The organism is Jatrophihabitans sp. (genome assembly GCA_036389035.1).
In the GTDB taxonomy this organism is placed as follows: Bacteria; Actinomycetota; Actinomycetes; order Mycobacteriales; family Jatrophihabitantaceae; genus Jatrophihabitans_A.
Genome location: DASVQQ010000031.1, coordinates 21,842 through 44,262, shown reverse-complemented (window position 1 = coordinate 44,262; position 22,421 = coordinate 21,842). Strand labels below are relative to the sequence as shown.

At 70.2% G+C, this 22,421-nt stretch carries 23 protein-coding genes and 1 tRNA gene; 12 read left to right on the top strand and 12 right to left on the bottom strand.

What is annotated here, in order from left to right; translation table 11 throughout:
- The first annotated feature begins 7 nt into the window (after window positions 1–7).
- The gene (locus VF557_16520; protein ID HEX8081817.1) at window positions 8–871 is read left to right on the top strand and encodes a PAC2 family protein; all 864 of its coding nucleotides are present in this window, start codon (window positions 8–10) and stop codon (window positions 869–871) included.
- Window positions 872–1,042: 171 nt separating this feature from the next.
- Window positions 1,043–1,942 (top strand): PP2C family serine/threonine-protein phosphatase, encoded by a 900-nt coding sequence (locus VF557_16515; protein HEX8081816.1) that lies wholly within the window; start codon window positions 1,043–1,045, stop codon window positions 1,940–1,942.
- On the opposite strand, the gene VF557_16510 is transcribed toward VF557_16515, so the two are convergent.
- Both VF557_16510 and mshC read right to left on the bottom strand, forming a co-directional pair.
- Window positions 1,899–2,588: a hypothetical protein gene (locus VF557_16510; GenBank protein ID HEX8081815.1), complete on the bottom strand. Its 690-nt coding sequence runs from the start codon at window positions 2,586–2,588 to the stop codon at window positions 1,899–1,901. The two genes, VF557_16515 and VF557_16510, sit on opposite strands and share 44 nt — an antisense overlap.
- Before the next feature lie 22 nt (window positions 2,589–2,610).
- Complete coding sequence (gene mshC, locus VF557_16505) at window positions 2,611–3,843, bottom strand: cysteine--1-D-myo-inosityl 2-amino-2-deoxy-alpha-D-glucopyranoside ligase (GenBank protein HEX8081814.1); 1,233 nt, start codon at window positions 3,841–3,843, stop codon at window positions 2,611–2,613.
- Between the two features lie 66 nt (window positions 3,844–3,909).
- Between mshC and VF557_16500 the strand changes: the two genes are divergently transcribed.
- Window positions 3,910–4,359, top strand: coding sequence for an SRPBCC family protein (locus VF557_16500; GenBank protein HEX8081813.1), 450 nt, complete (start codon window positions 3,910–3,912; stop codon window positions 4,357–4,359).
- 42 nt (window positions 4,360–4,401) lie between these two features.
- Here VF557_16500 and VF557_16495 read toward each other — a convergent pair whose 3' ends face one another.
- Genes VF557_16495 through VF557_16475 form a run of 5 tightly spaced genes read right to left on the bottom strand, consistent with a single transcriptional unit; the run spans window position 4,402 to window position 8,414 of the window.
- Entirely contained in the window at window positions 4,402–5,160 is a 759-nt protein-coding gene (locus tag VF557_16495) for an SCO1664 family protein (GenBank protein HEX8081812.1), read from the bottom strand.
- Window positions 5,153–5,725: a DUF3090 domain-containing protein gene (locus VF557_16490; protein ID HEX8081811.1), complete on the bottom strand. Its 573-nt coding sequence runs from the start codon at window positions 5,723–5,725 to the stop codon at window positions 5,153–5,155. The genes VF557_16495 and VF557_16490 overlap by 8 nt, the downstream gene beginning before the upstream one ends.
- Window positions 5,726–5,735: 10 nt before the next feature.
- Entirely contained in the window at window positions 5,736–6,464 is a 729-nt protein-coding gene (locus VF557_16485; GenBank protein ID HEX8081810.1) for an MSMEG_4193 family putative phosphomutase, read from the bottom strand.
- A gap of 8 nt (window positions 6,465–6,472) precedes the next feature.
- Entirely contained in the window at window positions 6,473–7,315 is an 843-nt protein-coding gene (locus VF557_16480) for an undecaprenyl-diphosphate phosphatase (protein ID HEX8081809.1), read from the bottom strand.
- A 37-nt stretch (window positions 7,316–7,352) separates the two neighbouring features.
- A complete protein-coding gene (locus VF557_16475; protein ID HEX8081808.1) occupies window positions 7,353–8,414 on the bottom strand; it encodes an LLM class F420-dependent oxidoreductase in 1,062 nt (353 codons plus the stop codon).
- A 102-nt stretch (window positions 8,415–8,516) separates the two neighbouring features.
- Here VF557_16475 and VF557_16470 point away from each other — a divergent pair, with 102 nt between their 5' ends.
- The 4 genes from VF557_16470 (at window position 8,517) to VF557_16455 (ending at window position 13,675) form a co-directional block, all read left to right on the top strand.
- On the top strand, window positions 8,517–9,485 hold the full coding sequence (locus VF557_16470) for an aldo/keto reductase (GenBank protein HEX8081807.1): 969 nt from the start codon (window positions 8,517–8,519) through the stop codon (window positions 9,483–9,485).
- Between the two features lie 86 nt (window positions 9,486–9,571).
- The gene (locus VF557_16465; protein HEX8081806.1) at window positions 9,572–11,599 is read left to right on the top strand and encodes an AAA family ATPase; all 2,028 of its coding nucleotides are present in this window, start codon (window positions 9,572–9,574) and stop codon (window positions 11,597–11,599) included.
- Window positions 11,600–11,743: 144 nt separating this feature from the next.
- The gene (locus tag VF557_16460) at window positions 11,744–13,321 is read left to right on the top strand and encodes a molybdopterin-dependent oxidoreductase (GenBank protein ID HEX8081805.1); all 1,578 of its coding nucleotides are present in this window, start codon (window positions 11,744–11,746) and stop codon (window positions 13,319–13,321) included.
- 123 nt (window positions 13,322–13,444) lie between these two features.
- On the top strand, window positions 13,445–13,675 hold the full coding sequence (locus VF557_16455; protein ID HEX8081804.1) for a DUF5703 family protein: 231 nt from the start codon (window positions 13,445–13,447) through the stop codon (window positions 13,673–13,675).
- Between the two features lie 10 nt (window positions 13,676–13,685).
- Here VF557_16455 and VF557_16450 read toward each other — a convergent pair whose 3' ends face one another.
- Window positions 13,686–15,044 carry a M20/M25/M40 family metallo-hydrolase gene (locus VF557_16450; GenBank protein ID HEX8081803.1) on the bottom strand — a complete coding sequence of 453 codons (1,359 nt, stop codon included), beginning with the start codon at window positions 15,042–15,044 and terminating at the stop codon, window positions 13,686–13,688.
- Window positions 15,045–15,105: 61 nt separating this feature from the next.
- On the opposite strand from VF557_16450, the gene VF557_16445 reads away from it, so the two are divergent.
- Window positions 15,106–15,189: transfer RNA gene (locus VF557_16445), tRNA-Leu, on the top strand.
- Window positions 15,190–15,306: 117 nt separating this feature from the next.
- Here VF557_16445 and VF557_16440 read toward each other — a convergent pair.
- Window positions 15,307–15,597 carry a hypothetical protein gene (locus VF557_16440; protein ID HEX8081802.1) on the bottom strand — a complete coding sequence of 97 codons (291 nt, stop codon included), beginning with the start codon at window positions 15,595–15,597 and terminating at the stop codon, window positions 15,307–15,309.
- A 407-nt stretch (window positions 15,598–16,004) separates the two neighbouring features.
- On the opposite strand from VF557_16440, the gene VF557_16435 reads away from it, so the two are divergent.
- From VF557_16435 to VF557_16420, 4 genes are all read left to right on the top strand, one after another.
- Window positions 16,005–16,682, top strand: a complete 678-nt coding sequence (locus VF557_16435) for an SAVMC3_10250 family protein (GenBank protein ID HEX8081801.1) — start codon at window positions 16,005–16,007, stop codon at window positions 16,680–16,682.
- A gap of 81 nt (window positions 16,683–16,763) precedes the next feature.
- Complete coding sequence (locus VF557_16430; protein HEX8081800.1) at window positions 16,764–17,909, top strand: TerD family protein; 1,146 nt, start codon at window positions 16,764–16,766, stop codon at window positions 17,907–17,909.
- A gap of 22 nt (window positions 17,910–17,931) precedes the next feature.
- Window positions 17,932–18,486 (top strand): hypothetical protein, encoded by a 555-nt coding sequence (locus VF557_16425; GenBank protein ID HEX8081799.1) that lies wholly within the window; start codon window positions 17,932–17,934, stop codon window positions 18,484–18,486.
- Between the two features lie 363 nt (window positions 18,487–18,849).
- Entirely contained in the window at window positions 18,850–19,431 is a 582-nt protein-coding gene (locus VF557_16420; protein HEX8081798.1) for a hypothetical protein, read from the top strand.
- A gap of 6 nt (window positions 19,432–19,437) precedes the next feature.
- Here VF557_16420 and VF557_16415 read toward each other — a convergent pair whose 3' ends face one another.
- From VF557_16415 to VF557_16405, 3 genes are all read right to left on the bottom strand, one after another.
- A complete protein-coding gene (locus VF557_16415; GenBank protein HEX8081797.1) occupies window positions 19,438–20,217 on the bottom strand; it encodes a class I SAM-dependent methyltransferase in 780 nt (259 codons plus the stop codon).
- Between the two features lie 222 nt (window positions 20,218–20,439).
- The gene (locus VF557_16410) at window positions 20,440–21,681 is read right to left on the bottom strand and encodes an MFS transporter (GenBank protein ID HEX8081796.1); all 1,242 of its coding nucleotides are present in this window, start codon (window positions 21,679–21,681) and stop codon (window positions 20,440–20,442) included.
- Complete coding sequence (locus tag VF557_16405) at window positions 21,678–22,226, bottom strand: helix-turn-helix domain-containing protein (protein ID HEX8081795.1); 549 nt, start codon at window positions 22,224–22,226, stop codon at window positions 21,678–21,680. The genes VF557_16410 and VF557_16405 overlap by 4 nt, the downstream gene beginning before the upstream one ends.
- Window positions 22,227–22,421 lie beyond the last annotated feature (195 nt).

Sequence of the window (22,421 nt, the reverse complement as noted above, 5' to 3'; positions counted from 1 at the left end):
TGGGCAGATGACGGAATTCGAGAACTGGCCGGAACTCAAGGACCCGGTTCTCGTCGCGGCCTTCGAGGGCTGGAACGACGCCGGTGACGCCGCCACCGGCGCGATCGAGCACCTGGAGCTGACCTGGTCGGCAACCCCCTTGGCCGCGCTGGACCCGGATGACTACTACGACTTCCAGGTGAACCGCCCCACGGTCTCGCTGGTGGACGGCGTGTCGCGCCGGATCAGCTGGCCGACCACCCGGCTGTCGGTGTGCCGGCCGGCCGGCGCGGACTTCGACCTGGTGCTGGTCCGCGGCATCGAGCCCAACATGCGCTGGCGCGGCTTCTGCGAGGAGTTGCTGGAAATCATGCGCGAGCTGGGGGTGCGGACCGCGGTCACGCTGGGCGCGCTGCTGTCGGACTCCCCGCACACCCGGCCCACCCCGGTCACCGGCACCTCCTACGACACGGCCAGCGCCACCCGGTTCGGCCTGGACCGGTCCCGCTACGAAGGCCCGACCGGCATCGTCGGCGTGCTGCAGGAGGCGTGCGTGCGGGTCGGCATCCCGGCGATCTCGTTCTGGGCCGCGGTGCCGCACTACGTGGCACAGCCGCCCAATCCCAAAGCCACCATCGCCCTGCTGCACCGAGTCGAAGAGGTGCTCGACATCGCGGTGCCGCTGGGCGAGCTGCCGGCCCAGGCCGATGACTGGCAGAAGCTGGTCAACGAGATGGCCGCCGAGGACGAGGACGTGCGCGAGTACATCCGCAACCTCGAGGAGCGCGACGACGACGGTGAGATGCGCGAGGCCTCCGGCGATGCCATCGCCAAGGAGTTCGAGCGCTACCTGCGCCGGCGTGACAAGGGCGGCCCGCCGGGCTCGATGTGAACCCGGGACCTCGCAGGTCACAGACCTCGCAGGTCATAACCGGCGGGCGACTGCCCGGGCCAATACACTGCCAACTCGACCAGGCGCCCGAACACCTGAGTGACAGGCCTCTGACCGGGCGTCGAGCCGCTTGACGCAACGAGAACCGCAACGAAGGGACGCCGCCCACCGATGCTCACCTTGCGCTGGGGTTCGGCCACCGATGTCGGCCGGGTACGCACGCTGAACGAGGACAGCCTGCTGGCGGTCCCCGGCCTGTTCGTGGTGGCCGACGGCATGGGTGGGCACGCCGCGGGCGAGGTGGCCAGCCAGCTGGCGGTCGCCGAGTTCGCCCGGCTGGCCGAGCAGGCGCCGATGCGCGCCGAAGACCTGACCGAGACGGTCCGGCAAGCCAACGAGCACATCCTGTCCGCGAGCTCCGAGCGCGATGACCGGCTCGGAATGGGCACCACCCTGACCGGGGTCGGCGTGGTGGGCACTGAGCGGGGCGAGCGGCTGGCGGTGTTCAATGTCGGCGACTCGCGGGTCTACCGGCTCACCGAAGGCCGGTTCGGCCAGCTGACCGTGGACCACTCGGCGGTTCAGGAGCTCGTCGACGCCGGCCGGCTCAGCGCGCAGGCGGCCCGGTCCCATCCCCGGCGCAACGTGGTGACCCGGTCGTTGGGCTCGAACCCCGGCCCGGCGCCGGACGTCTGGCTGGTGGAACCGGTGGCCGGAGACCGGTTCCTGGTCTGCTCGGACGGCCTGACCGGCGAGCTGGAGGACCACGTCATCGCCGACCTGCTGACCACCACCCCTGACCCGCAGGCGGCGGCCGACGAGCTGGTGCGCCGGGCCCTGGCCGCCGGCGGCAACGACAACGTGACCGTGGTGGTGCTCGACGTGGTAGAGGTGCTCGACACCGAGGCGCCGCCGGCCGCGACCGCGACGATGCCGGCCGTGACCGCGCAGCCAGGGGCCACCGAGCCGGGGGCCACCGCGACGATGCCGGCCGCCGAACTCGGGCTGCCGCCGACGACGCCGATCCCTACCGCGGTGCTGCCGAGGATTCCCGGCGCGCAACGAGGCTGACCAGCACCGGAGCGGCCAGCGCGGTGTTGTCGACCACCACGTCGGCACGCCGGGACGGCTGGCAGCCGGTGAGGTAATGGCGCTGGGCGTGCAGGTAACGCGCCAGGCTGGGGTGCTCCGGGTCCGGATCGGAGCCGTCCCTGATCGCCATCCGGCGGGCTGCCTCACCGAAGCCGACCTGAAGGAAGACCGACAGGTCCCACGCGCCGGCGAGCTCGTCGCGATGCAGGAAGATCCCGTCCAGCACCAGGACCGCGCCGGCCGGGGCGTCGGCCAGCGGCGGCGCGAGCACCTGATCGGTCGCCAGGTCGTGCCCGGCCGGCCGGTACCGGCGGCTGCCGCCGGGCCCGAGCGGAGCCAGCACCTCGGCCCACAGCCGGGGGTAGTCATAGGAGTCCAACCAGAAGCCGGTCGCCGACGCGCGGCCCCGCCGGTAGCGGATCTCGCGGACGTGGTGAAAGTCATCCAGGCGTACCCGGATGACCGGCCGGCCCTGGTGGCGCAGGACGGCGGCCAGCTCGTCGGCGAAGCAGGTCTTGCCGGCCCCGTCGACGCCGTCCACGCCCACCCGGACGCAGTCGGCCGCCGCCGGCGGGACCAGCCCGGCGACCAGTTCGAGCAGCCGCTGACGTGCCGGCCAGCTCACCAGAACGCCCCGCGCCGACCGGCTACAGCTTGACGCCGAGCAGGGCGTCCACGGTGCGGGCCACCAGGTCCGGGGCCGCCGGGTCGGCCGCGCCGGCGGTCTGCTCCAGCGTCAGCCTGGCCCACCGGTCCAGCGCCGTGATCGCCCCGCCGGTGTCCAGGTCATCGGCCAGCCGGTCGCGCACCCGATCCAGCACCGGCAGGGCCGCCGGGCCGGCCGCCGCCGAGCAGGCCTGGCGCCAGGTGGCCAGCCGCCGCTCGGCGGCCGGCAGCCGGCCGCCGGTCCACTCCCGGTCGCTGCGGTAGTGCCCGTCCAGCAGCGCCAGCCGGATCGCCATCGGGTCGACGCCGGCCCCGCGCAGCTTGGAGACGAACACCAGGTTTCCCCGGGACTTGCTCATCTTCTCCCCGTCCAGCCCGATCATGCCGGCGTGCACGTAGTGCCGGGCGAACGGCCACTCGCCGGTGAGCGCCTCGGCGTGCGCGGCCGAGTGCTCGTGATGGGGGAACCGCAGGTCCGAGCCACCGCCCTGCACGTCGATGCCCATGCCCAGCCGGTTGCGGGCGATCACCGAGCACTCGACGTGCCAGCCCGGCCGGCCGGCCCCGACCGCGGTGTCCCAGAACGGCTCGCCGTCGCGGCGGCCACGCCACAGCAGCGCGTCCAGCGGGTCCTGCTTGCCGGGCCGGTCGGGGTCACCGCCGCGCTCGGCGAACAACGTGAGCATCCGCTCGCGGGAGTAGCGGGACTCGTAGCCGAAACGGCCGCTGGCCGACGTCCGGGCGTAGATGTCACCTTCTAACCGGTAGGCGTGGTCATCGGCCAGCAGCTTGGCCACCGCCTCGGCGATCTCGTCCATCGACTCCACCACGCCGACGTACTCGGTCGGCGCCAGCACCCGCAGCGCGGCCATGTCCTGGCGGTACAGCTCGGTCTCGCGCTCGGCCAGCTCTGACCAGGTCACGCCGGTCGCGGCCGCCCGCTCCAGCAGCGGGTCGTCGATGTCGGTGACGTTCTGGACGTAGTGCACCCGGTGCCCGGCGTCCAGCCATTGCCGCTGCACCAGGTCAAAGGCCAGGTAGGTCGCGGCGTGCCCCAGATGGGTCGCGTCATACGGGGTGATCCCGCACACGTAGAGCTTGGCGGTGGAGCCCGGCGCGGTGGCCCTGACCTCGTCCGCCGCGGTGTCATAGAGCCTCAGCGGCCGCGGGTCTCCCGGCAACGCCGGCACGTCGATGGTGGGCCAGGACTGCATGCCAGTACGGTAGCCGCCGCTGATTCCGATGCCATCCGCCGGGCGGTCCTGGGGTAGAACTTGGCGGTGACTACCTCCTCGCGCTACCTGGTGTCGGTGACCAGGCTGATCCAGGCCGATCGGCAATGGCTGTTCGACGTGCTCGCCGACCCGGCCCAGCACCCGTTGATCGACGGCTCCGGTTCGGTGAAGGCCGTCCGCCCGGGCGGTCCCGCCCGGCTCAGCCTGGGCGCCACCTTCTCGATGGACATGCACCTGGCGGCGGACTACCGGATCCGCAACACCGTGGTGGAGTTCGACGAGCCGGCGCTGATCGGCTGGCGGCACTTCAACGGCCACATCTGGCGGTATCGGTTCACCGAGGTGGCCGGCGGCACCGAGGTCACCGAGGAATGGGATGCCCGCGGCGCGCCGAACCGGCTGGCCCTGGTGCTGCTGCGGTTTCCGCAACGCAACCGGGCCGGCATGATCGCCACCCTGGACCGGCTGGCCGAACTGGCCGGCAGCCGCGACTAGCAACGTCAAACACAGCGGGTACGGCTAGTACGGCGGGTACGGCTAGTACGGCGGGTACGGAACTGCCGGCCAGTCGGTGGGCGGCATCGGAAACTTGCCCTTGGCCAGCAGCCGCTGCACCCGCCGCCGGGCCGCCCGAACCTCTGCCGTGGTGAGCAACCGCGACAACCGCTCGCCGAGGTCCTGCTCGAGCAGCCCGGCCAGCCGGCGCAGCACGTCGACGCCCTCGTCCGGGATCGGGTCCCCGGCCCACTGCCACAGCACGGTGCGCAGCTTGTTCTCGGTGCCGAAGCTCACCCCGTGATCCACGCCGTAGACGTGCGGCTCCGGCTCCGGCAGGTCCCCGACGACCGGCAGCAGGTGTGAGACCTTGCGGTCGGAGTTGTTGACCACCGCGTCCAGCAGCGCCATCCGCTGCAGCGCCCGGGACCGTCCGGAGTTGATCGCGTCCACGATGTCGAAGGAGTCGTCGTGGGCGATCCACAGCTGCACCATGCCGGTGCCCATCGGCCCCTCGCGCAGCACGGTCGGCGGCACCGGCTCCCAGCCGGTCGCCGCGGCCACCAGGTAGGTCGCCACCTCGCGCTCGGCCAGCGTGCCGTCCGGAAAGTCCCACAGCGGCCGCTCCCCCACGACCGGCTTGTACACGCAGGCCGCCGCCACGCCGTCGAGTTCGATGCCGCAGTACAGGGTGGCGTTGGAGGCCGTGGTGATCCGGCCCTGGATCGTGATCTCGCCTCGTTCGAGCAGCTCCAGAGCGTCCAGCACCGGCATCGCCACCGGCGGGGTGAGCTCAGTCACTCGACCCCAACCGGACTTGCCGCCGGTAGCCGTTGCTGCGCGGGCAGACGTGACCGGCCGAGTCCAGCGGCTCGTTGCACAGCGGGCACGGCGGCCGGCCGGCCGCGATCACCCGGCGGGCCCGCTCGATGAAGTCGACGGCAGCCTGGTGCGCCAGCCGCACCCGCAACGCGTCGGGACCGTCCTCGATGTCTTCGAGCAGGCTGGCCTCGGCCTCTTCGGGCGTCTCCGCCGGCGCCTGGGCCTCGACGATGATCAACCCGGATTCGGTGTCATAGGCCAGTCCCATGGCCGCCACCCGGAACTCCTCGTCGATCGGGTTCTCCAGCGGCCCGGTGTCGGGCGAGACCGCCTCGGGCACCTCGAAACCGGTGCGGGTGGCCACCTCGGTGATCAGTTGCTCCAGCCGCTCGGCCAGCACCAGCACCTGTGACTTCTCCAGCGCCACGCTGACGATTCGGCTGTCGTCGGCGGCCTGCAGGTAGAACACGCGTTCGCCGGGTTGGCCGACGGTGCCTACGACGAAGCGTCGCGGCTGATCGAAGAAAAAGAACTGACGGCTCATTGCGATCAGCCTAGACGGCTCCGGCTCCGGCACCACCTCCGACGGTCGCATCCGAGGATGCGGCCCGCCGCCTGCGGGCGCCGGCCCTCGGCTTGGGCGGCAGGAACCGGCTGAGGTCGCCGGTGGTGTCGTTCATGCTCAGCACGAACGGCCGGCCGGCGGTGTAGCGGATCGCCGACACCGAACACGGATCGACCACCAGCCGCTGGAACAGGTCCAGGTGCAGGCCCAGCGCGTCAGCCAGGATGGCCTTGATCACGTCGCCGTGGCTGCAGGCCACCCAGAGCGCGTGGTCGCCCTCGCCGGCCGCCAGTTGGGCGTCGACGCCGCGGACCGCGCGGACCGCCCGCTCAGCCATCGCGGCCATCGACTCGCCGCCGGGAAAGGTGACCCCGGACGGGTGCGCCTGCACCACCGCCCACAGCGGGTCCTTGGCCAGCGACCTGATCTCGCGGCCGGTCCAGTCGCCGTAGTCGCATTCCAGCAGCCGCCGGTCCGAGCGCTGGGGCACCGTCCGGCCGGCCGCCTGCTGCGCCCGGGTGACCGCCCGGGCGGTCTCGGCGCAGCGTTCCAGCGGGCTGGTCCGCACCGCCGCCAGCGGCAGCACCGCCAACCGGTCGGCGACCGCGGCCGCCTGTGCCTGGCCGCGCTCGTCGAGGTGCACCGCCGGCGTTCGTCCGGCCAGCACCGGACCGGTCATCGCGGTCAGGCCGTGTCGCAGGAGCAGGACAGTGGGCATGCGTCGGCCTAGGTCGCCGACACGGCGCCGCTGGCCAGCAGCCCGAGCAGCAGCACCCCGAGCGCGACCCGGTAGACGATGAACGACATGGTGGAGTGCCGGGAGACGAACTTCAGCAGCCAGGCGATCGAGGCCAGCCCGACGATGAACGAGATCACCGTGGCCACCACGGTCACCCCCATTCCGGGCGCGCCCTCCTCGCCGATCTTGCGGGCCTCGAACAGGCCGGAGGCCACCACCGCCGGCACCGACATCAGGAACGAGAACCTGGCCGCCGTCACCCGGTCCAGGCCCTGGAACAGTCCGGCGGTGATGGTCGCCCCGGACCGGGACACCCCCGGGATCAGGGCAAGGGACTGGGCCACGCCCACCACCAGGGCGTCCTTGGTGGTGATGTCCTCCTCCGTCCGGGTCTGGGTGCCGCGCCGCTCGGCGACCAGCAGCACCAGCGCCAGCACGATCAACGCGCTGGCGATCAGCCACAGATTGCGGGCCCCGGTCTCGATCTGTTTGGAGAAGATCAGGCCGAACACCCCGACCGGGATGGTGGCCAGGATCAGGTACCAGCCCATCCGGTACTCCAGCGAGCCGCGGACCCGGCTGTCGACCAGGCCACGCAGCCAGGCCACCGAGACGTGCAGCAGCTCCCGCCAGAAGAACAGCACCACCGCGGCCATCGTGCCGAGCTGGATGACGGCGGTGAAGGCGGTGAAGCCGGGTTGGTCGACGTCGGGGTTCAGCCAGGCCTGCAGGATCCGCAGGTGCCCCGTGGAGGAGATCGGCAGGAATTCGGTCAGCCCCTGCACGACGCCGTAGAACGCCGCCTGCAGGACGGACACCTCGGCGCTCATCGGGCGCCCGGGCCGCTCAGGAGCGGTCCGAGCCGGCTCACGTCGCGGCCCCTGACTCGCGCAGCGCCTCGGCGGCTGTCCGCAGGCTGGTCAACCGTTCCTCCAGGGTGGCGGCGTAGGGCATCACGTTGAGCGTGGTCACCCCGGCGGCGGCGAACTCCGCCATCCGCTGGGCGATCCGGGCCGGCGGGCCGAGCAGCGAGGTGGAGTCGATGAACTCGAACGGCACCGCGGCCGCGGCGCCCTCGTAGTCGCGGGCCAGGTAGCGGCTCTGGATTTCGGCGGCTTCGGCCTGGTAGCCCATCCGCACCGCGAGCTGGTTGTAGAAGTTGACGTCCTTGCTGCCCATGCCGCCGATGTAGAGGGCGGCGTAGCCGCGGACCGGCTCGGCCAGCGCCTGCAGGTCAGCGCCCTCGGCTGACACCAGCAGCGGCACGCTGGCCACCACGTCGAAACCGTCGAGGTCCTTGCCGACCTTGGCGCGACCGGCTGAGATCAGCGCCAGCTGCTCGGCGGCGTAGCCGCCGGTGGAAAAGAAGATCGACAGCCAGCCGTCGGCGATCTCACCGGTCAGCTCGAGGTTCTTGGGGCCGACCGAGGCCAGGTAGATGGGGATGTGCTCGCGGACCGGGTGGACGGTGAGCTGCAGCGCCTTGCCGGGGCCGTCGGGCAGCGGCAGCGTGTAGTGCCGGCCCTCGTAGCGCACCCGCTTGCGGCTCAGCGCCAGGTTGACGATGTCGACGTATTCCCGGGTGCGGGCCAGCGGCTGGGAGAACCGGACGCCGTGCCAGCCTTCGGAGACCTGCGGGCCCGACACCCCGAGCCCCAGCCGGAACCGGCCCCCGGACAGGGTGTCCAGGGTGGCCGCGGTCATCGCCGCCATCGCCGGGCTGCGAGCCGGGATCTGCAGGATCGAGCTGCCCAGCCCGATCTGCTCGGTCTGCGCACCCACCCAGGCCAGCACCGTGGGCACGTCCGAGCCGTAGGCCTCGGCCGCCCAGGCGCAGGAGTAGCCGAGGACATCGGCTTCCCGGGCCAGGGCCAGGTTGTCGGCATCGTTGCCCATGCCCCAGTAGCCGAGGTTCAGTCCGAGTTTCACGCCGGTCACGATACGACAACGGGCAGCGGCTACCCGTCGGTAGGGCAGGCATGGCGGTGCGCGTCCCGACCGGCGCCCGGCCGGTGCACTAGGTTCTGCCCCGTGGAACTGCGCGCGCTGGGACGGAGCGGCCTCAAGGTGTCCCGGCTGGGCTTGGGGACCATGACCTGGGGAGCCGGCACCGACCCGGACGAGGCCGCGGCCATCCTGGTGGCCTTCCACGACGCCGGCGGAACCCTGGTCGACACGGCGTCCTCGTACTCCCAGGGCGACTCCGAGCGCATCCTGGGCGCCCTGATCGCCGACGTGGTGCCCCGGTCGGAGTTGCTGCTGGCCTCCAAGGCCGGCCTGAGCTGGGACGGCGATCAGCGGTCGGTGAACACCTCCCGCGGCGCGCTGCTGGACGCCCTGGACGCGTCGCTGACCAACCTCGGCGTCGATCACCTGGACCTGTGGCAGGTGCACACCGTCGACCAGAGCGTGCCGGCCGAGGAGACCCTGTCGGCGCTGGACGCCGCGGTCAACTCCGGCAAGGTGCGCTACGCGGGGCTGTCGAACTACTGCGGTTGGCGTACCGCCCAGGCCGCGACCTGGCAGCGGGCGGTGCCGGGCCGGACGCCGCTGGTCTCCAACCAGGTGCGGTACTCGCTGCTGGAGCGCGGCGTGGAGCGCGAGGTGCTGCCGGCCTGCGCCGAGCTGGGCCTGGGGATCCTGGCGTACTCGCCGCTGGGCGGCGGCGTGCTGACCGGCAAGTACCGGCACGGGGTGCCCTCGGACTCCCGCGGCGCGGCGCAGGGCCGCAGCCTCGCCAGTTACTCCGACGGCCGGCAGGTGGGCATCGTCGAGGCGGTGGCCACCGCCGCGGACGGGCTGGCCACCTCGCCGATCACGGTCGCGCTGTCGTGGCTGCGCAACCGGCCCGGGGTGGCCGCCGCCATCGTCGGCGCCCGGACCCTCGGCCAGCTGACCGCCGCGGTGCAGTCGCTGGCCGTCGAGCTGCCGCTGGAGATCCAGCTGGCCCTCGATGACGTGTCCGCGCCCTGGTTCGGCTACCCCGAGGACGTCCGCTGACCGGAGCGTCTCCGACTGAGCACCCGGCCGATCAGGCGTTCGCCGCGTTCTGCTCGGCCGGGTTGTGGCCGGGGCTGGGCACCACGTTGGCGGCCGAGCTGGCCGAGGCCGGCATCCGCGGCCCGCAGGATGTCAGCGTCGCGGCGCTGATCCGGCTGCCCAGGGTGGGCCAGCTCCGGGCCGGCCGGTTGTTCTCGGCGTACCTGGCCGCCCAGCCGGCCTACGAGGTGGTCCAGCTGCTGCTTGCCGCCGGCCTGCCGGCCCGGCTGGCCGGGCGGGCGGTCGAGGTGTTCGGGGCCGGCGCGCACCGGCTGCTGCGCGATGACCCGTGGCGGCTGCTTCAACTGCCCGGGGTGGACGTGCCCGACGCCGACGCGCTGGCCCGGGTGGCGATCGCCGGCGTCGAGCTGTCGGACCCGCGCCGGTCCCGGGCCCTGGTGGGCTTCGTGCTGGCCCGGGTGGCGCGCGAGGGCCACACCGTGTGGCCGGTGTCGGAGGTGCGCCTGGATCTGGAGCTCTACCGGATCCCGGACCCGGACCGGGCGATCGCCGACGCCTGCGCCGGTGAGGCGGTGCGGGCGGCGGCCGTCCAGCCTGCTGGGCCGGCTGGGCCTGCTGGGCCTGCTGGGCCTGCTGGGCCTGCTGGGTTGGTGGAGTCGGCTGGGCCTGCGCCGTTGGCGGCCGAGCCGATGCTGGCGCTGGCCCGCTACGCGGCGGCCGAGGCCGAGATCGCCGAGTCGGTGCACCGGCTGGTCGGCTCGGCCAAGCCCTTGCTGCCGCCGGCCAAGAAGCCCCGCCGGTCCAAGAAGAGCGCCGCCGCGAAGTCCGACATGCCGGCCACCGCGACGCCAGCCGCGCCCGCCGACCAGGACCGTGAGCCGGACGGGCTGGATGAGGTGCAGCGCAGCGCGGTCGGCAACGCCCTGACCCACGGGGTCAGCGTGCTGACCGGCGGCCCCGGCACCGGCAAGAGCCGGACCGTGGCCACCGTGGTGCGCGAGGCCGCCCGGGTCGGCAAGTCGGTCGCGCTGGCCGCGCCCACCGGCCGGGCCGCCAAGCGGCTGGCCGAGCTCTGCGATGCCGAGGCGATGACCATCCACCGGCTGCTGGGCGTCCAGCCGCGCTCCGGCGACAGCGGAGAGATCGACTTCAGCGCCGGGTTCGCCCGCGGCGCGGACTGGCCGCTGGATGAGGACCTGGTGGTCGTCGACGAGGCATCGATGCTGGACGTGGAGCTGGCCGCGGCGTTGCTGCGGGCCTGCGCCGACGGCACCCACCTGATGATCGTGGGTGATTCGGCGCAGCTGCCCTCGATCGGGCCGGGCCAGGTGCTGGCCGACCTGATCGCCTCCGGCGCCGTCCCGGTGGTGGAGCTGGCCACCCTGTACCGCCAGGACGCCGGTGGCGCGATCGCCCGGCTGGCCACCGCGGTGCGGTCCGGCCAGCTGCCGGCGGTCGACTCCCCCGATCGCGAGGTGGTGATCGTCCCGGCCCGCGGGTCGGCCGACTGCGCCCACCGGGTGGTGCAGCTGATGACCGACTCGATCCCGCGGGCGCTGGGAATCGAGGCCGATCAGATCCAGGTCGTCACCCCGGTGCACCGCGGCCCGGCCGGCACCATCGAACTCAACGCCGCCCTCAAGGCCCGGCTCAACCCCTCGCCCTTTCGCAAGAGCGCCAACCGGTTCGACCCCGGTGACCGGGTGGTGGCCACCGCCAACCACCTCGAGGCCAGCCCGACCGGTTTCGCCAACGGCGAGGTGGGCACGGTGACCGCGGTCCGCGACAAGGTGGTCACCATCGACTTCGGCACCACGACCCCCGCGCTGGCCGAGGTGTCGGGCAAGACGCTGGCCGACATCAGCCACGGCTGGGCGATCACGGTGCACCGGGCGCAGGGCTCGGAGTTCCGGGGCGTGATCGTGGTGTTGCCGCCGGAGGCCGGGCGGATGCTGTCCCGGCCGCTGGTCTACACCGCGCTGACCCGGGCCCGGGCGCACCTGTCGGTGGTGCACGGCAGCGGCCCCGCGCTGGCCCGCGCCGTCCGCGACATCGGGGCCAAACCCCGCCGGACGATGCTGGTGACGGCCCTGCACTCGGCCTCCGAACGCTGACGCCCCGCCCAGCTGGCGAGCCGGGTCAGCTGGCTGATCGTTGGCCGCGCAGCAGGGCGACACACCAAGCAGCACCCTGCCCCGGGGCCAACGATCGGCGCGGTCCCGCCAACCGAGGCCGGCGGGCCGGGTCAGAATGGACAGGTGACCCTCCCCCTGCGCCGGCTCGCGGTTCCGGCCGCGGTCGGCCTGCTGGCCGCCGGCGTGGCGGTCGGCGTCGGCGAGCTGGTCGCCGCCCTGCTCCGGCCGGCGGCCTCACCGGTGATCGCGGTGGGCAACCGGTTCATCCTGCTCACCCCCGAACCGGTGAAGAGGTGGGCGATCGAGCAGTTCGGCACCGCTGACAAGGCCGTCCTGCTGGGCGGGATCTATGCGGTGCTGGCGGTGCTAGCGGTGTTGATCGGGCTGCTGGCGATGCGGTCCCTGCGGCTGGGGCTGGCCGGCATCGCGCTGCTCGGGGTGCTGGGCGGCTATTGCGCGCTGACCGCCAACGCCTCCCGCACCAGCGACGCGCTGCCCTCGATCGTCGGGGCGCTGGCCGCGATGGCCGCCCTCGCCGCGCTGGTCCGGGCCGCCGCCGGCACCGCGTTCGAGCCCCGCCCACCGGGGGCTCTGCTGGCCGATCGGCGCCGGTTCCTGCAGGGCGGGCTGATCGGCGCCGGCCTGGCGGTGTTCGGAGTTCTGGGCGGTCGGGCGCTACAGCGTCGCCGCTACGACGTCTCGGCGGCCCGGGCGGCGATCCGGCTGCCCGAACCGGTGTCGGGCCCCGGCTCGTCGCCCTCGGCCGGGGCCGCCGGCGGCACGGCCGGCGCCAACAACTTCGACCTGGGCAAGAACGGGTACCCGTTCCGGACCCCGGTGGACCGCTTCTACCGGATCGACACCGCGCTGAGGGTGCCGCAGCTCGATCCCGACACCTGGAAGCTGCGCATCTCCGGCATGGTCGAGCGGCCCTTGACGCTGAGCTTCGCCGATCTGCTGGCCAGACCGCTGGTGGAGCGTTGGATCACCCTGGCCTGCGTCTCCAACGAGGTGGGCGGTGACCTGATCGGCAACGCGACCTTCCGCGGGGTGCTGCTGGCCGACCTGCTCCGCGAGGCCGGCATCTCGCCGCGCGCCGACCAGCTGGTCGCCTCGTCCAGCGACGGCATGACGATCGGCTCGCCGACCGCGGTGGTGATGGACGGCCGGGACGCGATGCTGGCCGTCGGCATGAACGGCGAGCCGCTGACCGCCGCGCACGGCTTTCCGGTCCGGATGGTGGTGCCCGGCCTGTACGGCTACGTCTCGGCCTGCAAGTGGATCACCGAGCTGCGGGCCACCACCTTCGCCGACTACCAGGCCTACTGGGTGAAGGGCGGCTGGGCGGCCCAGGGGCCGATCAAGCTGGCATCCCGGATCGACCGGCCGGTGCCGCCGGGAGCCGTCGCGGTGGGTTCGACGGTGCCGGTCGCCGGGGTGGCCTGGGCCCAGCAGGTGGGCGTCTCCCGGGTGGAGCTGCAGGTCGACGACGGCGCCTGGCAGCCGGCCAGGTTAGCGCCGGTTCCGTCGGTGGACACCTGGCGGCAGTGGGTCTACCTCTGGACGCCGGAGTCGGCCGGGCAGCACCGGCTGCGAGTGCGGGCCTTCGACCAGGACGGCAACCCGCAGGTCACGGCGGACAGCGACCCGTTCCCGTCCGGCGCGACCGGGCTGCACACCGTGACCGTGCGGGCGCGCTGACGGCGGTGCGGCCTGGCGCGCCGCCGGCCAGGCCACCACGCTGATCAACGGCCTCCGGCCCGCCGGTCGAAGTAGGCGGCTGTCGCTGGACAGCGGGCGGCCTGGCAGGGGCACAATTGAGCCATGCCGACCCAGACCATGGCGGACGCCGACCCAGACTGGGAGTACGCACCGCTGCGGATCCCCTCCGACGTCACGAGGGTGAACGCGGCGGTGCGGCTCGCATTGCACGCCGAGTACGGCGGCTGGGAACTCGCCCGCGTACGCAGATACTCCGACGGCTCGCGTCAGGTCCTGCTCAGGCGCAAGCGACGGGCCGCCGAGCCGGTGCCGATGCCGGGCCTCAGCGCCTGACTCGCACCGCTCAGCAGCTGCGCAGGAACCGATCCAGCACCCGGACGCCGAACTGCAGCGCGCTGACCGGCACCCGCTCGTCGATGCCGTGGAACAGCGAGGAGAAGTCCAGCTCGGGCGGCAGCAGCAGCGGTGAGAACCCGAAGTTGCGGATGCCGAGCAGCGAGAAGGACTTGGCGTCGGTGCCACCGGACATCAGGTAGGGCACCGGCACGCCGTTCGGGTCCTCGGCCTTCAGGGCCGCGGCCATCGCGTCCACCACGGCGCCGTCGAAGCCGGTCTCCACGGCGATGTCCTTGGTGATGAACTCGCGGCTGACGTGCTCGCCGATCAGCTCGTCGATGGTGTCGAAAAGCTCGGACTCGTAACCCGGCAGGAACCGGGTGTCGATGGTCGCCTCGGCGCTGGACGGAATCACGTTCGCCTTGTAGCCGGCCTGCAGCATGGTCGGGTTGGCCGTGTTGCGCAGGCTGGCGCCGATCATCCGGGCCATCGCGCCGAGGTGCTTGAGCGCGGGCTCCGGATCATCGGGGTCGATCGGCAGCCCGGTCACCTCGCCGAGCGTGGTCAGGAACTGCCGGACGGTCGGGGTGACGTGGATCGGAAACTCGTGCTGGCCGATCCGGCTGACCGCCTTGGCCAGCTCGGTGACCGCGTTGTGGCCGTGGATCATCGAGCCGTGCCCGGGCCGCCCCTCGGCCCGCAGCTTCAGCCAGCCGATGCCCTTCTCCGCCGTCTGCAGCGGGTACAGCCGCAGGTCGGCGCCCACCGTGACCGAGAAGCCGCCGACCTCGCTGATCGCCTCGGTGCAGTCGGCGAAGTAGTCGGGGTGGTTGTCCACCAGCCAGTGCGCGCCCTGCTTGCCGCCGGCCTCCTCGTCGGAGACGAAGGCCAGCACGATGTCGCGCTCGGGCTGCACGCCGGTCCGGGCCCACTCGCGGATCACCGCCAGGGTCATCGCGTCCATGTCCTTCATGTCCACCGCGCCCCGGCCCCAGACGTAGTCGTCGGAGATCTCGCCGGCGAACGGGTCGACCGTCCACTCCGAGGCGTCGGCCGGCACCACGTCGAGGTGGCCGTGGATCAGCAGCGGCGGCCGGTCCGGGTTGCTGCCGGTGACCCGGGCGATAGTCGAGGCGCGTCCCGGCGCGGCCTCGAGGATGGTCGAGGCGATGCCGACCTCGTCCAGCTTCTCGGCCACCCACTCCGCGGCCGGTCGTTCGACGTGGGTGGGATTGGAGGTGTTGATCCGGATGAGCTCGGTCAGCAGGGTCGCCACCTCGTCGGCGGCGGTCACGGTGTTCTGTCGGCTCTGCGGGCTCTGGCTCTGCGGGCTCTGGCTCTGGCTCTGCTCGGCTGCGGAGGTCATGAGTAGTTCCTACCAGTGCCCGGGATGGGAATCGACTTCGGCTAGACTCCTGCTCGCACTCGTCCGGGTGGCGGAATGGCAGACGCGCTAGCTTGAGGTGCTAGTGCCCTTAACGGGCGTGGGGGTTCAAGTCCCCCCTCGGACACGCTGGTTGAGACAGCCTCAGGGCCCTGGTTCCGCGGAAACGCTGGGATCGGGGCCCTGTGTCGTCCGGCGGCAGACTCCCCCCGTCCGGCTCGTGATACTGCGTTGATACTTCTGCTTAGAGAACGTCATTGCCGTATGCCTCAACCAGACGATGACGGACGTCGGCGATTTGCGTGGCTACCGCATCCCAGCCCATGCCGGGGACCGCAGTCTCGTATCGAAGCGGGGCGAAGTAGTACGAATCTTCAGTATCCATGTCCTGTAGCGACTGGGCGAGGTCAGTTGCGAACGTTCGACCGATCCCCTGAGCGCCTTCCAGGCGGCGAATCAGGTGCACCAGGCCTTCCAGGTAGGTGAGTGCGGCACCAAGGTCCTCGGTAGCAACTGTCGTTTTCTGCTGAGTCATGAAGTCGCTCCGTAGATAAGCGCGGCGAGGCGAGTGGCTGCCTCACGCTGAAGGGGGGTCCTGCGTGCGAGTGGGACGTCAATGTGATGCGTACCTTGGCGTGGTCAAGCTCCGCCGCGACGTCTCCCCATTGTCGCCAACATGGCGACCATGACTACTTACAGCCGACGAGTTGGTGGAGCGCGTGCGGCTGCGCCAGCAACTCCCGCAGCCGTTGGTGGGTTCGGTAACTGGCTGGCGCGTGATTCATCTCAAAGGACGCGGCTCGTTCGCTCGAACGATTTTGTCAGGCGTCGGCTTGTGCACATAACTACCGGCCGGTGGCGGCCATGCGGGCACGTCGCCGACGTTTATCAGTAACCGAACGCGCTGTGTCAAAGACACTGTTGAGCTGAGACACTCGGATCATGAGTGCAGAAGCGTGGGATGTCTGGCCGAAGCCGTTTATGTACCTGTCGCCGCCCAAAATTGACTCTCTGTTCGCTCAAATCGACCCAGGCGTCCTTAAAGGCATCGCCAAGAAGCTGACCATCAATCTGAAGATGATCACCGCTGAGTTCAGCCCTGCGCCGCGACCTGACACACTCTCGTCCCGCCTAAAGATTGTTTTGGCCCACTTAGAACAGAAGTCGCTAATTGGAAGCATTGACCAGCCGGGTCCCTACCTCTGGGGATCGATTCCAATGAGATGGGGACCGTATGGCATGGAGGCAAGTGCCAAGGTCGTCTTCTTCGGCGGTCAGACGCCGGAGACCATAATTGGTCTGGGAGGGTCGATAGAGCACAGCTTTGGTGGCAGCGGAAAGTCGCCGACCCACTCCAGCTCCGGGACAGGCGCTTTGCTTAACGCTCTTCAGCGAGACGGTGCGCTAGGCCCGACGGCGGCCGACGACCCTTACGGCGACGCTGGCCCTGATTGGGAACTCCGAGCGACCGAGCTAGCAGCAAGCCAGGCTAAAGGGCCGCTGCAAGAGGTTGAGTTTGTAGCGAAGCGGTTGGTTTGGGGCGCAGCGAGCAACGACTTCGGTTTGCAAGCTGACCAGGTGATTTTGGCCAGCCCACTTTACGTCGCGCAGGCCAACTAGCTCCTGCTCCGCTCGGTCAGAGCAACCAAGGCCCTACTCCGATCCCATGCGGCATCATGACCATTCATGACGAGCATGAGCATGGGCTCCAACATCGCGGTCGGCGCCGACGCTGTTCGCGCGACGCTCACCTGGGCAGGAGGCCCGGTCGACCTCGACGCCTCTGCGCTGCTGGTGACCGATACGGGCAAGGTCCGCTCCGACGCCGACTTCATCTTCTACAACCAGCCGCAGCACGCCGCGTCCACGATTCGGCACGTCGGAAAGGCGCCCGGCGCCGACACCCTCGAGATCCGGCTTTCCGGCATCGAGGCCGTCATCGATCGGGTTGTCCTGGTCGGCTCCGCGGACGGCGGCACCTTCGGTCAGGTTCCGCAGTTCGCGCTACGGCTCAGTGATGCCGACACCGGCGCCGAACTGGCCGTGTTCGCCATGACTGCCACCTCCGAGACCGCGTTCATTGGCGGCGAGCTGTACCGCCGTAACGGGCAGTGGAGGTTCCGGGCGATCGGGCAGGGCTACTCAAGCGGTCTCGCCGGCCTGGCCACCGACTTCGGCATCACCGTCGACGACCAGCCCGCACCGCCTGCGGCGCCGACCACGCCATTCATGCCACCCACGCCGCCACCGGTCGCCACCGGCCCGGTCAACCTCGACAAAGGCCGGGTCGATCTTCGCAAGAACCAACGCGTCAGCCTCACCAAGACCGGCGCGCCACCGCTGACCTCGGTCGTCATGGGGTTGGGCTGGGACCCGGCGCCGGGGCGGCGCAACATCGACCTCGACGCCTCCGTCATCGCATTCGACTCCCAGTTCCAGGCACTGGATCTGGTGTGGTTCAGTCACAAGAAGGCCTTCGGCGGCGCGATAAAACATTCCGGCGACAACCTCACCGGCCAGGGCGCGGGCGACGACGAGCAGATCAAGGTCGATCTCGGCAAGTTGCCGTTGGCGGTGAAGTACCTGATGTTCACCATAAACTCATTCCGCGGGCAGAAGTTCACCGAAATCGAGCGGGCTTTCTGCCGCCTCGTCGATGCGCGGACCAACACCGAACTGGTCCGTTTCGATCTGTCCGAATCCCAGCCGAACACCGGCGTGTTGATGGTGACGCTGTCACGCACTCCGACAGGCGTCTGGGAGATGCAGGCGTTGGGTGAATTCTCTGACGGCAAGACAGTGCGGGCCATGGTGGGGCCCGCGACAGCGGCGCTGCGGCGCCTGTGAGCTCCCGGGCCGGTGATCATCGATGACCTCGGAGTGCGCGACGCTGCGACTCGAACCTGCCGTCGCGACAGGCGCCTTCCTCGACGGCAACATCATGCGGCAACCCGAGTCACACTTCCTCGATCTGGTGGTCGACGGCCAGTCGATGCGCACACTGGCCGCGGAGCAGGCTCAGGATTACGTGACAGAGCTGAACCGGCCCTGGCTCCATGAGGTGGCGAACACGGTGGACAGGTTCCTCGGTCGCCGCGCTGACGAGTTCCCAGCGCCGGGGCGCGTGGCATTGCTGGTCTGCCCCCACGACGGGGACCTCGGGTGCGGACAGCTCACCGCGGCCCTCACCTTCGGGGCCGCGGAGGTCACCTGGTCAGACTTTCGGTGGGAGGACGATCGCTTCGACCCCCGTCCGGAGGAGCATCTCGACCAGGCCCTCACCTTCAGCCGCGCCCAGTACGAGAGCGCCTTCGCCGACGCCTACCGGCGGCTGGCCGCCTTTTCCTACGACGAGTTGGCGCACCGCGGGCGGAGGTTCCTGTGGCCCTGGCAATGGGGCTGGCGGCTCCCACCGCGAGTGTGAGACACAGGCCAAGAACGCAGGATGTTCTCAAAACCGAGGACTACCGCGCGCCTCGGGACGGTGGCATCGGCCGTCTCGGCACGATCCGGACAGCGCGCCATCGGAGTTGATTCACCCGATCTCAGCAGTTCTGCCCGGTAGGAGCCGGAGTAGCGATTAAGCTCTCCGCTCATGTCGATCACACGCTCCTCAAAGGTTTGCGCCCTCACCGGTGCTTTAGTACTGCTTGCCGGCTGCGGCGGCTCCTCCTCCGATTCCACAGACGGCGCCAGGACATCGTCGAGCAGCACGGCGTCGAGCACGGCGACCGCCTCGTCGAGCGCGCCGACGGCTTCGCCGTCCCCGACCGTCACCCCGGCGACCGTGGTCCAGCTGAAGAAGATCGTTCTGCAGGCAGCCGATCTGCCCGGCGGCTGGCAGGCCAGTCCCGCGGAGCCGGAGAGCAACGACAGCTCTACTCAAGAGTTGATGAAGTGCGTCGGCGCCAAGAACACCGATGAAGACAAGGTCGCCACCGCCGACTCCGACGACTACAGCCTCGGCGACGCGACGATCTCCTCCTCAGCCAGCAGCTACAAGTCACAGAGCTCGCTGGACAGCGACCTCGCGATGCTCAAGAGCCCGAAGCTCGTCCCCTGCTACAACCAGGTGCTCAAGAAGGAGCTGGCCACGTCGTTGCCGGAAGGCGCCGACCTGGGAGCCGTCTCCGTGAAGTTCACACCCGGTCCCGGTTCGGGACCAGCCAACGTGGCCGGCTCGGGCACGGCGACCGTGTCGGTCACGGTCGGGGACGAGCCACTGAAGGTGTACATCAGTTTCATCTACCTGACCGGCCCGCTGATGGAGGTCGAGGTCAGCGCCGAGAACGTCGGTTCGCCGCCACCCGCCGCGGCGCTGCAGGCTGCGGTGAAGGCTGTCGCTGACCGGGCGGCCGGCAACAGCTGATGGGTTTCACAGCCGCCGGGCGCGGAGCACTCCGGTCAGCATCGGGAGGATGAACTCACCGCGGGCAGTCTCGGGTCGGCTCGCGAGGTAAGCGCGGATCCGAGCCAGGGTGGCCTCCCGTTCCGGCGCCGGCATGACCAACAAACCTGCCTTCGTCGCTAACGTCGCGACCAGGGAGTCCGCGGTACGGCACTGCCCGTGCGGGAACTCGGCCTGCTCCGGCGAGCCGAACCGGGCGGCCACGCCCGCCTCGCGACGGTGGGCATCAGCCGTCTCGGCTCGCCAGTCGCTGAGCGTGTCACGCGGGCCGATGGCCGCGCTGCCGCTGACCCGCTTGAGTCCGGCAACCCAGTCCACCCGGTTGTCGAAGACGTTCCACAGACCAGCCAGGATGCCGCCGGGTGTGAGGACCCTGGCTATCTCGGGTCCAGCGACCTCCATGTCGAACCAGTGCAGGGAATTGCCGGCCACCACGGCATCGATGGACCCGTCCGGCAGCGGTATCGCCTCGGCGCTGCCCGGCAGCGCGCGAACAGTCGGCAACGCGCGGCGCAACTCGGCCAGCATCGCCGGATCGGGCTCGACCGCCACGACGTCGGCGCCCAGCATGACCAGCGCCGCGGTCAGCTTGCCGGTTCCGGCGCCTAGGTCGAGCACCCGCGGGCCGGACGCGGGCTCCAGCGCCCAGCTCACCGCGGCCGGCGCGTAGTTCGGGCGGTGCTCTGCGTACGCGACCGCCGCGGCGCCGAACGACGAGCTGAGAAGTAACCGGTCACCCTGGTCCATGCGATCACTATGCCTGTCGGCGCGTGGCCCGGGCGGGCAACCGTTGCTGATCTGCTGCGCCTCGAGGGTGGAGAGCCGACTCTGCAGATCTGAAGCTCGTCTGGGCGGTGCTGCCGCCTCGTGCCGCGCCGTCAACGGATCGCTCCAATCAATGGCGGCTCAGGAACACCCGGATTTCAGACTCTAAGCGGCGCGCTCGTCGTGCCAGTCGATCTAACGGAGTCAGCGGGCAACCACGGGCTTAAGAGTTCGGACCCGCATGCAGGCGAATGAACGGGCGGCGATGATTCCGGCTACCAAATAGAGCACCGCGGCGCCGTTGAGCAGCGGGAGCAATCCCAGCGTAGTAGTGAGCAGCCCCGCGCTCAGCATCCCGATTCCCTGGCCGGCGTTGATGGCCAGGTTGAGCGCGCTGAACGCCCGGCCGCGCTCCTCCTCGCCCACCGCTCGCTGGAAGATGCTCACCAAACCGGTCACCACCGCGATTCCTGGTGATCCGACGAGGATGAACAACGCGACGTACAAGGCCCAAGCCGTCGTCAGCGACGGCGCGTTCCACAGCACCAGCTCGATCAGAGCTATTGCCGTCGCCGCCCAGGCGACCAGTTTGCCGGGCGCGACGTTGCGTGGCAACAGTGCCAGCGCCACGCCGCCGGCGATCGCCCCAATGGCCTGGACGCCACGCAGCAATCCAATCTCGGCTGGTCCTCCATGCAGCCGCTGGACCACGAACACGATGAACAGCACCACGAAAATGCCCTGAGCGATCTGCACCGTCAGAGCAACGAGCAGGCCGGCGCGCAACTGCCGTGACCGCAGCACCGTCAAAAAGCCTCCATAACCGGTTGCCACCACCTCGGATCCGGACTGCGGCTGGTTTGCGGTTCTGGGTCCGGTCGAGTCCAGCCGCCAGATCAGCACGGCGGCACAGCCGTAACTGATCAGATCAACGACGACGATGAGCTTGAGATTGCCGGTCGCCAGCAGCAGACCGCCGAGCGGTCCACCGATCAGCCGGCCGAGATTCTGGTTCATACCTATGAGCGCGTTCGCCGACATGAGTTGCCCGGCTGGCAACAGTGCGGGTAGCAGCGCGTTCTTGGCTGGGTCGAAGATCGTCAGCAGTACCGCCTCTACCAGGATCACCAAGTAGAGGATCGGTAGATCGGCGCGGCTGTCGACGAACCAGAGCGGAAGCAACGCCGCCGCCTGTAGCAGCGACACGGTCAGCAGCAGTCGCCGACGATCCCAGCGGTCAGCGAGCCGGCCAGCGAGCGGAGCCAGCAATATGCCAGGCAGTAGTTCGACCAGGAACACCGCCGCCATGCCGAGGGCAGATCCGGTGAAGTCGTAGACGACGATCGGGATGGCGATCAGCAGCAGCCAGTCCCCGCTGTCGGAGATCAGCCCCGCCGTCCACAGTGAACGGAAGTCCCGGTGCCGCAGTGGAGCCGGCGGCTTCATCGCCAATCGTTCCGCGGGAACGCGGTGAGCCCGACGTGCGCGAGCTCGGCGCCCGCGGGCGCGTCGGCCCGCGTTGCGGCGATGAAGGGCCGGATGAGCTCGTCCAACTGGCGAGTGAGGGTCTGCAGTTCTGCTGGTGTCACCTTCAGCGTGTAGGAGGCATAGCTGTCAGCCTCACGCCATTGAGGGGACGCGCTGCTCCGCCTTGCGAGGTAATCACGGGCTAGGCGTTGATCGCGTTGAAGCGACGCCGCCGAGAGCGCCGCCGCACTGGCAGCCTCCGGAGTGCTGGGTGGTGGATCGTCGTAGTTGAAGCTGGTGATCGTCGCTCGCCACGGTCGCTCTCGCCCGTCTGTCGACTTCTGCGGCTGGACCAGGTTGTGCTGGGCCAGGACGCGCAGGTGATAACTGCAATTGGAGGCCGTATCACCGACTGCACGGGCGCACGCTGACGCTGTCGCCGGCCCCCTTGAGGCTAGGTAGGTCAGCACATCCAGGCGCACCGGATGGGCGAGAGCATCGAGAACGGCTTTTTCAGACGACACAGGGGGCCTCCCAGACGTGAAAACACCTTTCACAGTAGAAGTCCGACCAAAAGTATGCAATGCTCTTTCACATCTCGCAGTAGGGACGGTGTCAGTGTCAGCGTCAGATAGTGCGCGCCTCGCCAGCCACCGGTCCGGCACTTTGTGAACGGCAGTCGGCCCACAGGAGTGTCTCGTGCGTCCGCGGCAGGCATT

Bases quoted from the DNA above. Each gene is read 5' to 3' on its own strand.
- VF557_16520 (HEX8081817.1), top strand. From the start codon at position 8: ATGACGGAATTCGAGAACTGGCCGGAACTCAAGGACCCGGTTCTCGTC.
- VF557_16515 (HEX8081816.1), top strand. From the start codon at position 1,043: ATGCTCACCTTGCGCTGGGGTTCGGCCACCGATGTCGGCCGGGTACGC.
- mshC (HEX8081814.1), bottom strand. From the start codon at position 3,843: ATGCAGTCCTGGCCCACCATCGACGTGCCGGCGTTGCCGGGAGACCCG.
- VF557_16490 (HEX8081811.1), bottom strand. From the start codon at position 5,725: ATGAGCCGTCAGTTCTTTTTCTTCGATCAGCCGCGACGCTTCGTCGTA.
- VF557_16485 (HEX8081810.1), bottom strand. From the start codon at position 6,464: ATGCCCACTGTCCTGCTCCTGCGACACGGCCTGACCGCGATGACCGGT.
- VF557_16480 (HEX8081809.1), bottom strand. From the start codon at position 7,315: ATGAGCGCCGAGGTGTCCGTCCTGCAGGCGGCGTTCTACGGCGTCGTG.
- VF557_16455 (HEX8081804.1), top strand. From the start codon at position 13,445: ATGCCGACCCAGACCATGGCGGACGCCGACCCAGACTGGGAGTACGCA.
- VF557_16450 (HEX8081803.1), bottom strand. From the start codon at position 15,044: ATGACCTCCGCAGCCGAGCAGAGCCAGAGCCAGAGCCCGCAGAGCCAG.
- VF557_16440 (HEX8081802.1), bottom strand. From the start codon at position 15,597: ATGACTCAGCAGAAAACGACAGTTGCTACCGAGGACCTTGGTGCCGCA.
- VF557_16435 (HEX8081801.1), top strand. From the start codon at position 16,005: ATGAGTGCAGAAGCGTGGGATGTCTGGCCGAAGCCGTTTATGTACCTG.
- VF557_16430 (HEX8081800.1), top strand. From the start codon at position 16,764: ATGGGCTCCAACATCGCGGTCGGCGCCGACGCTGTTCGCGCGACGCTC.
- VF557_16425 (HEX8081799.1), top strand. From the start codon at position 17,932: ATGACCTCGGAGTGCGCGACGCTGCGACTCGAACCTGCCGTCGCGACA.
- VF557_16415 (HEX8081797.1), bottom strand. From the start codon at position 20,217: ATGGACCAGGGTGACCGGTTACTTCTCAGCTCGTCGTTCGGCGCCGCG.
- VF557_16410 (HEX8081796.1), bottom strand. From the start codon at position 21,681: ATGAAGCCGCCGGCTCCACTGCGGCACCGGGACTTCCGTTCACTGTGG.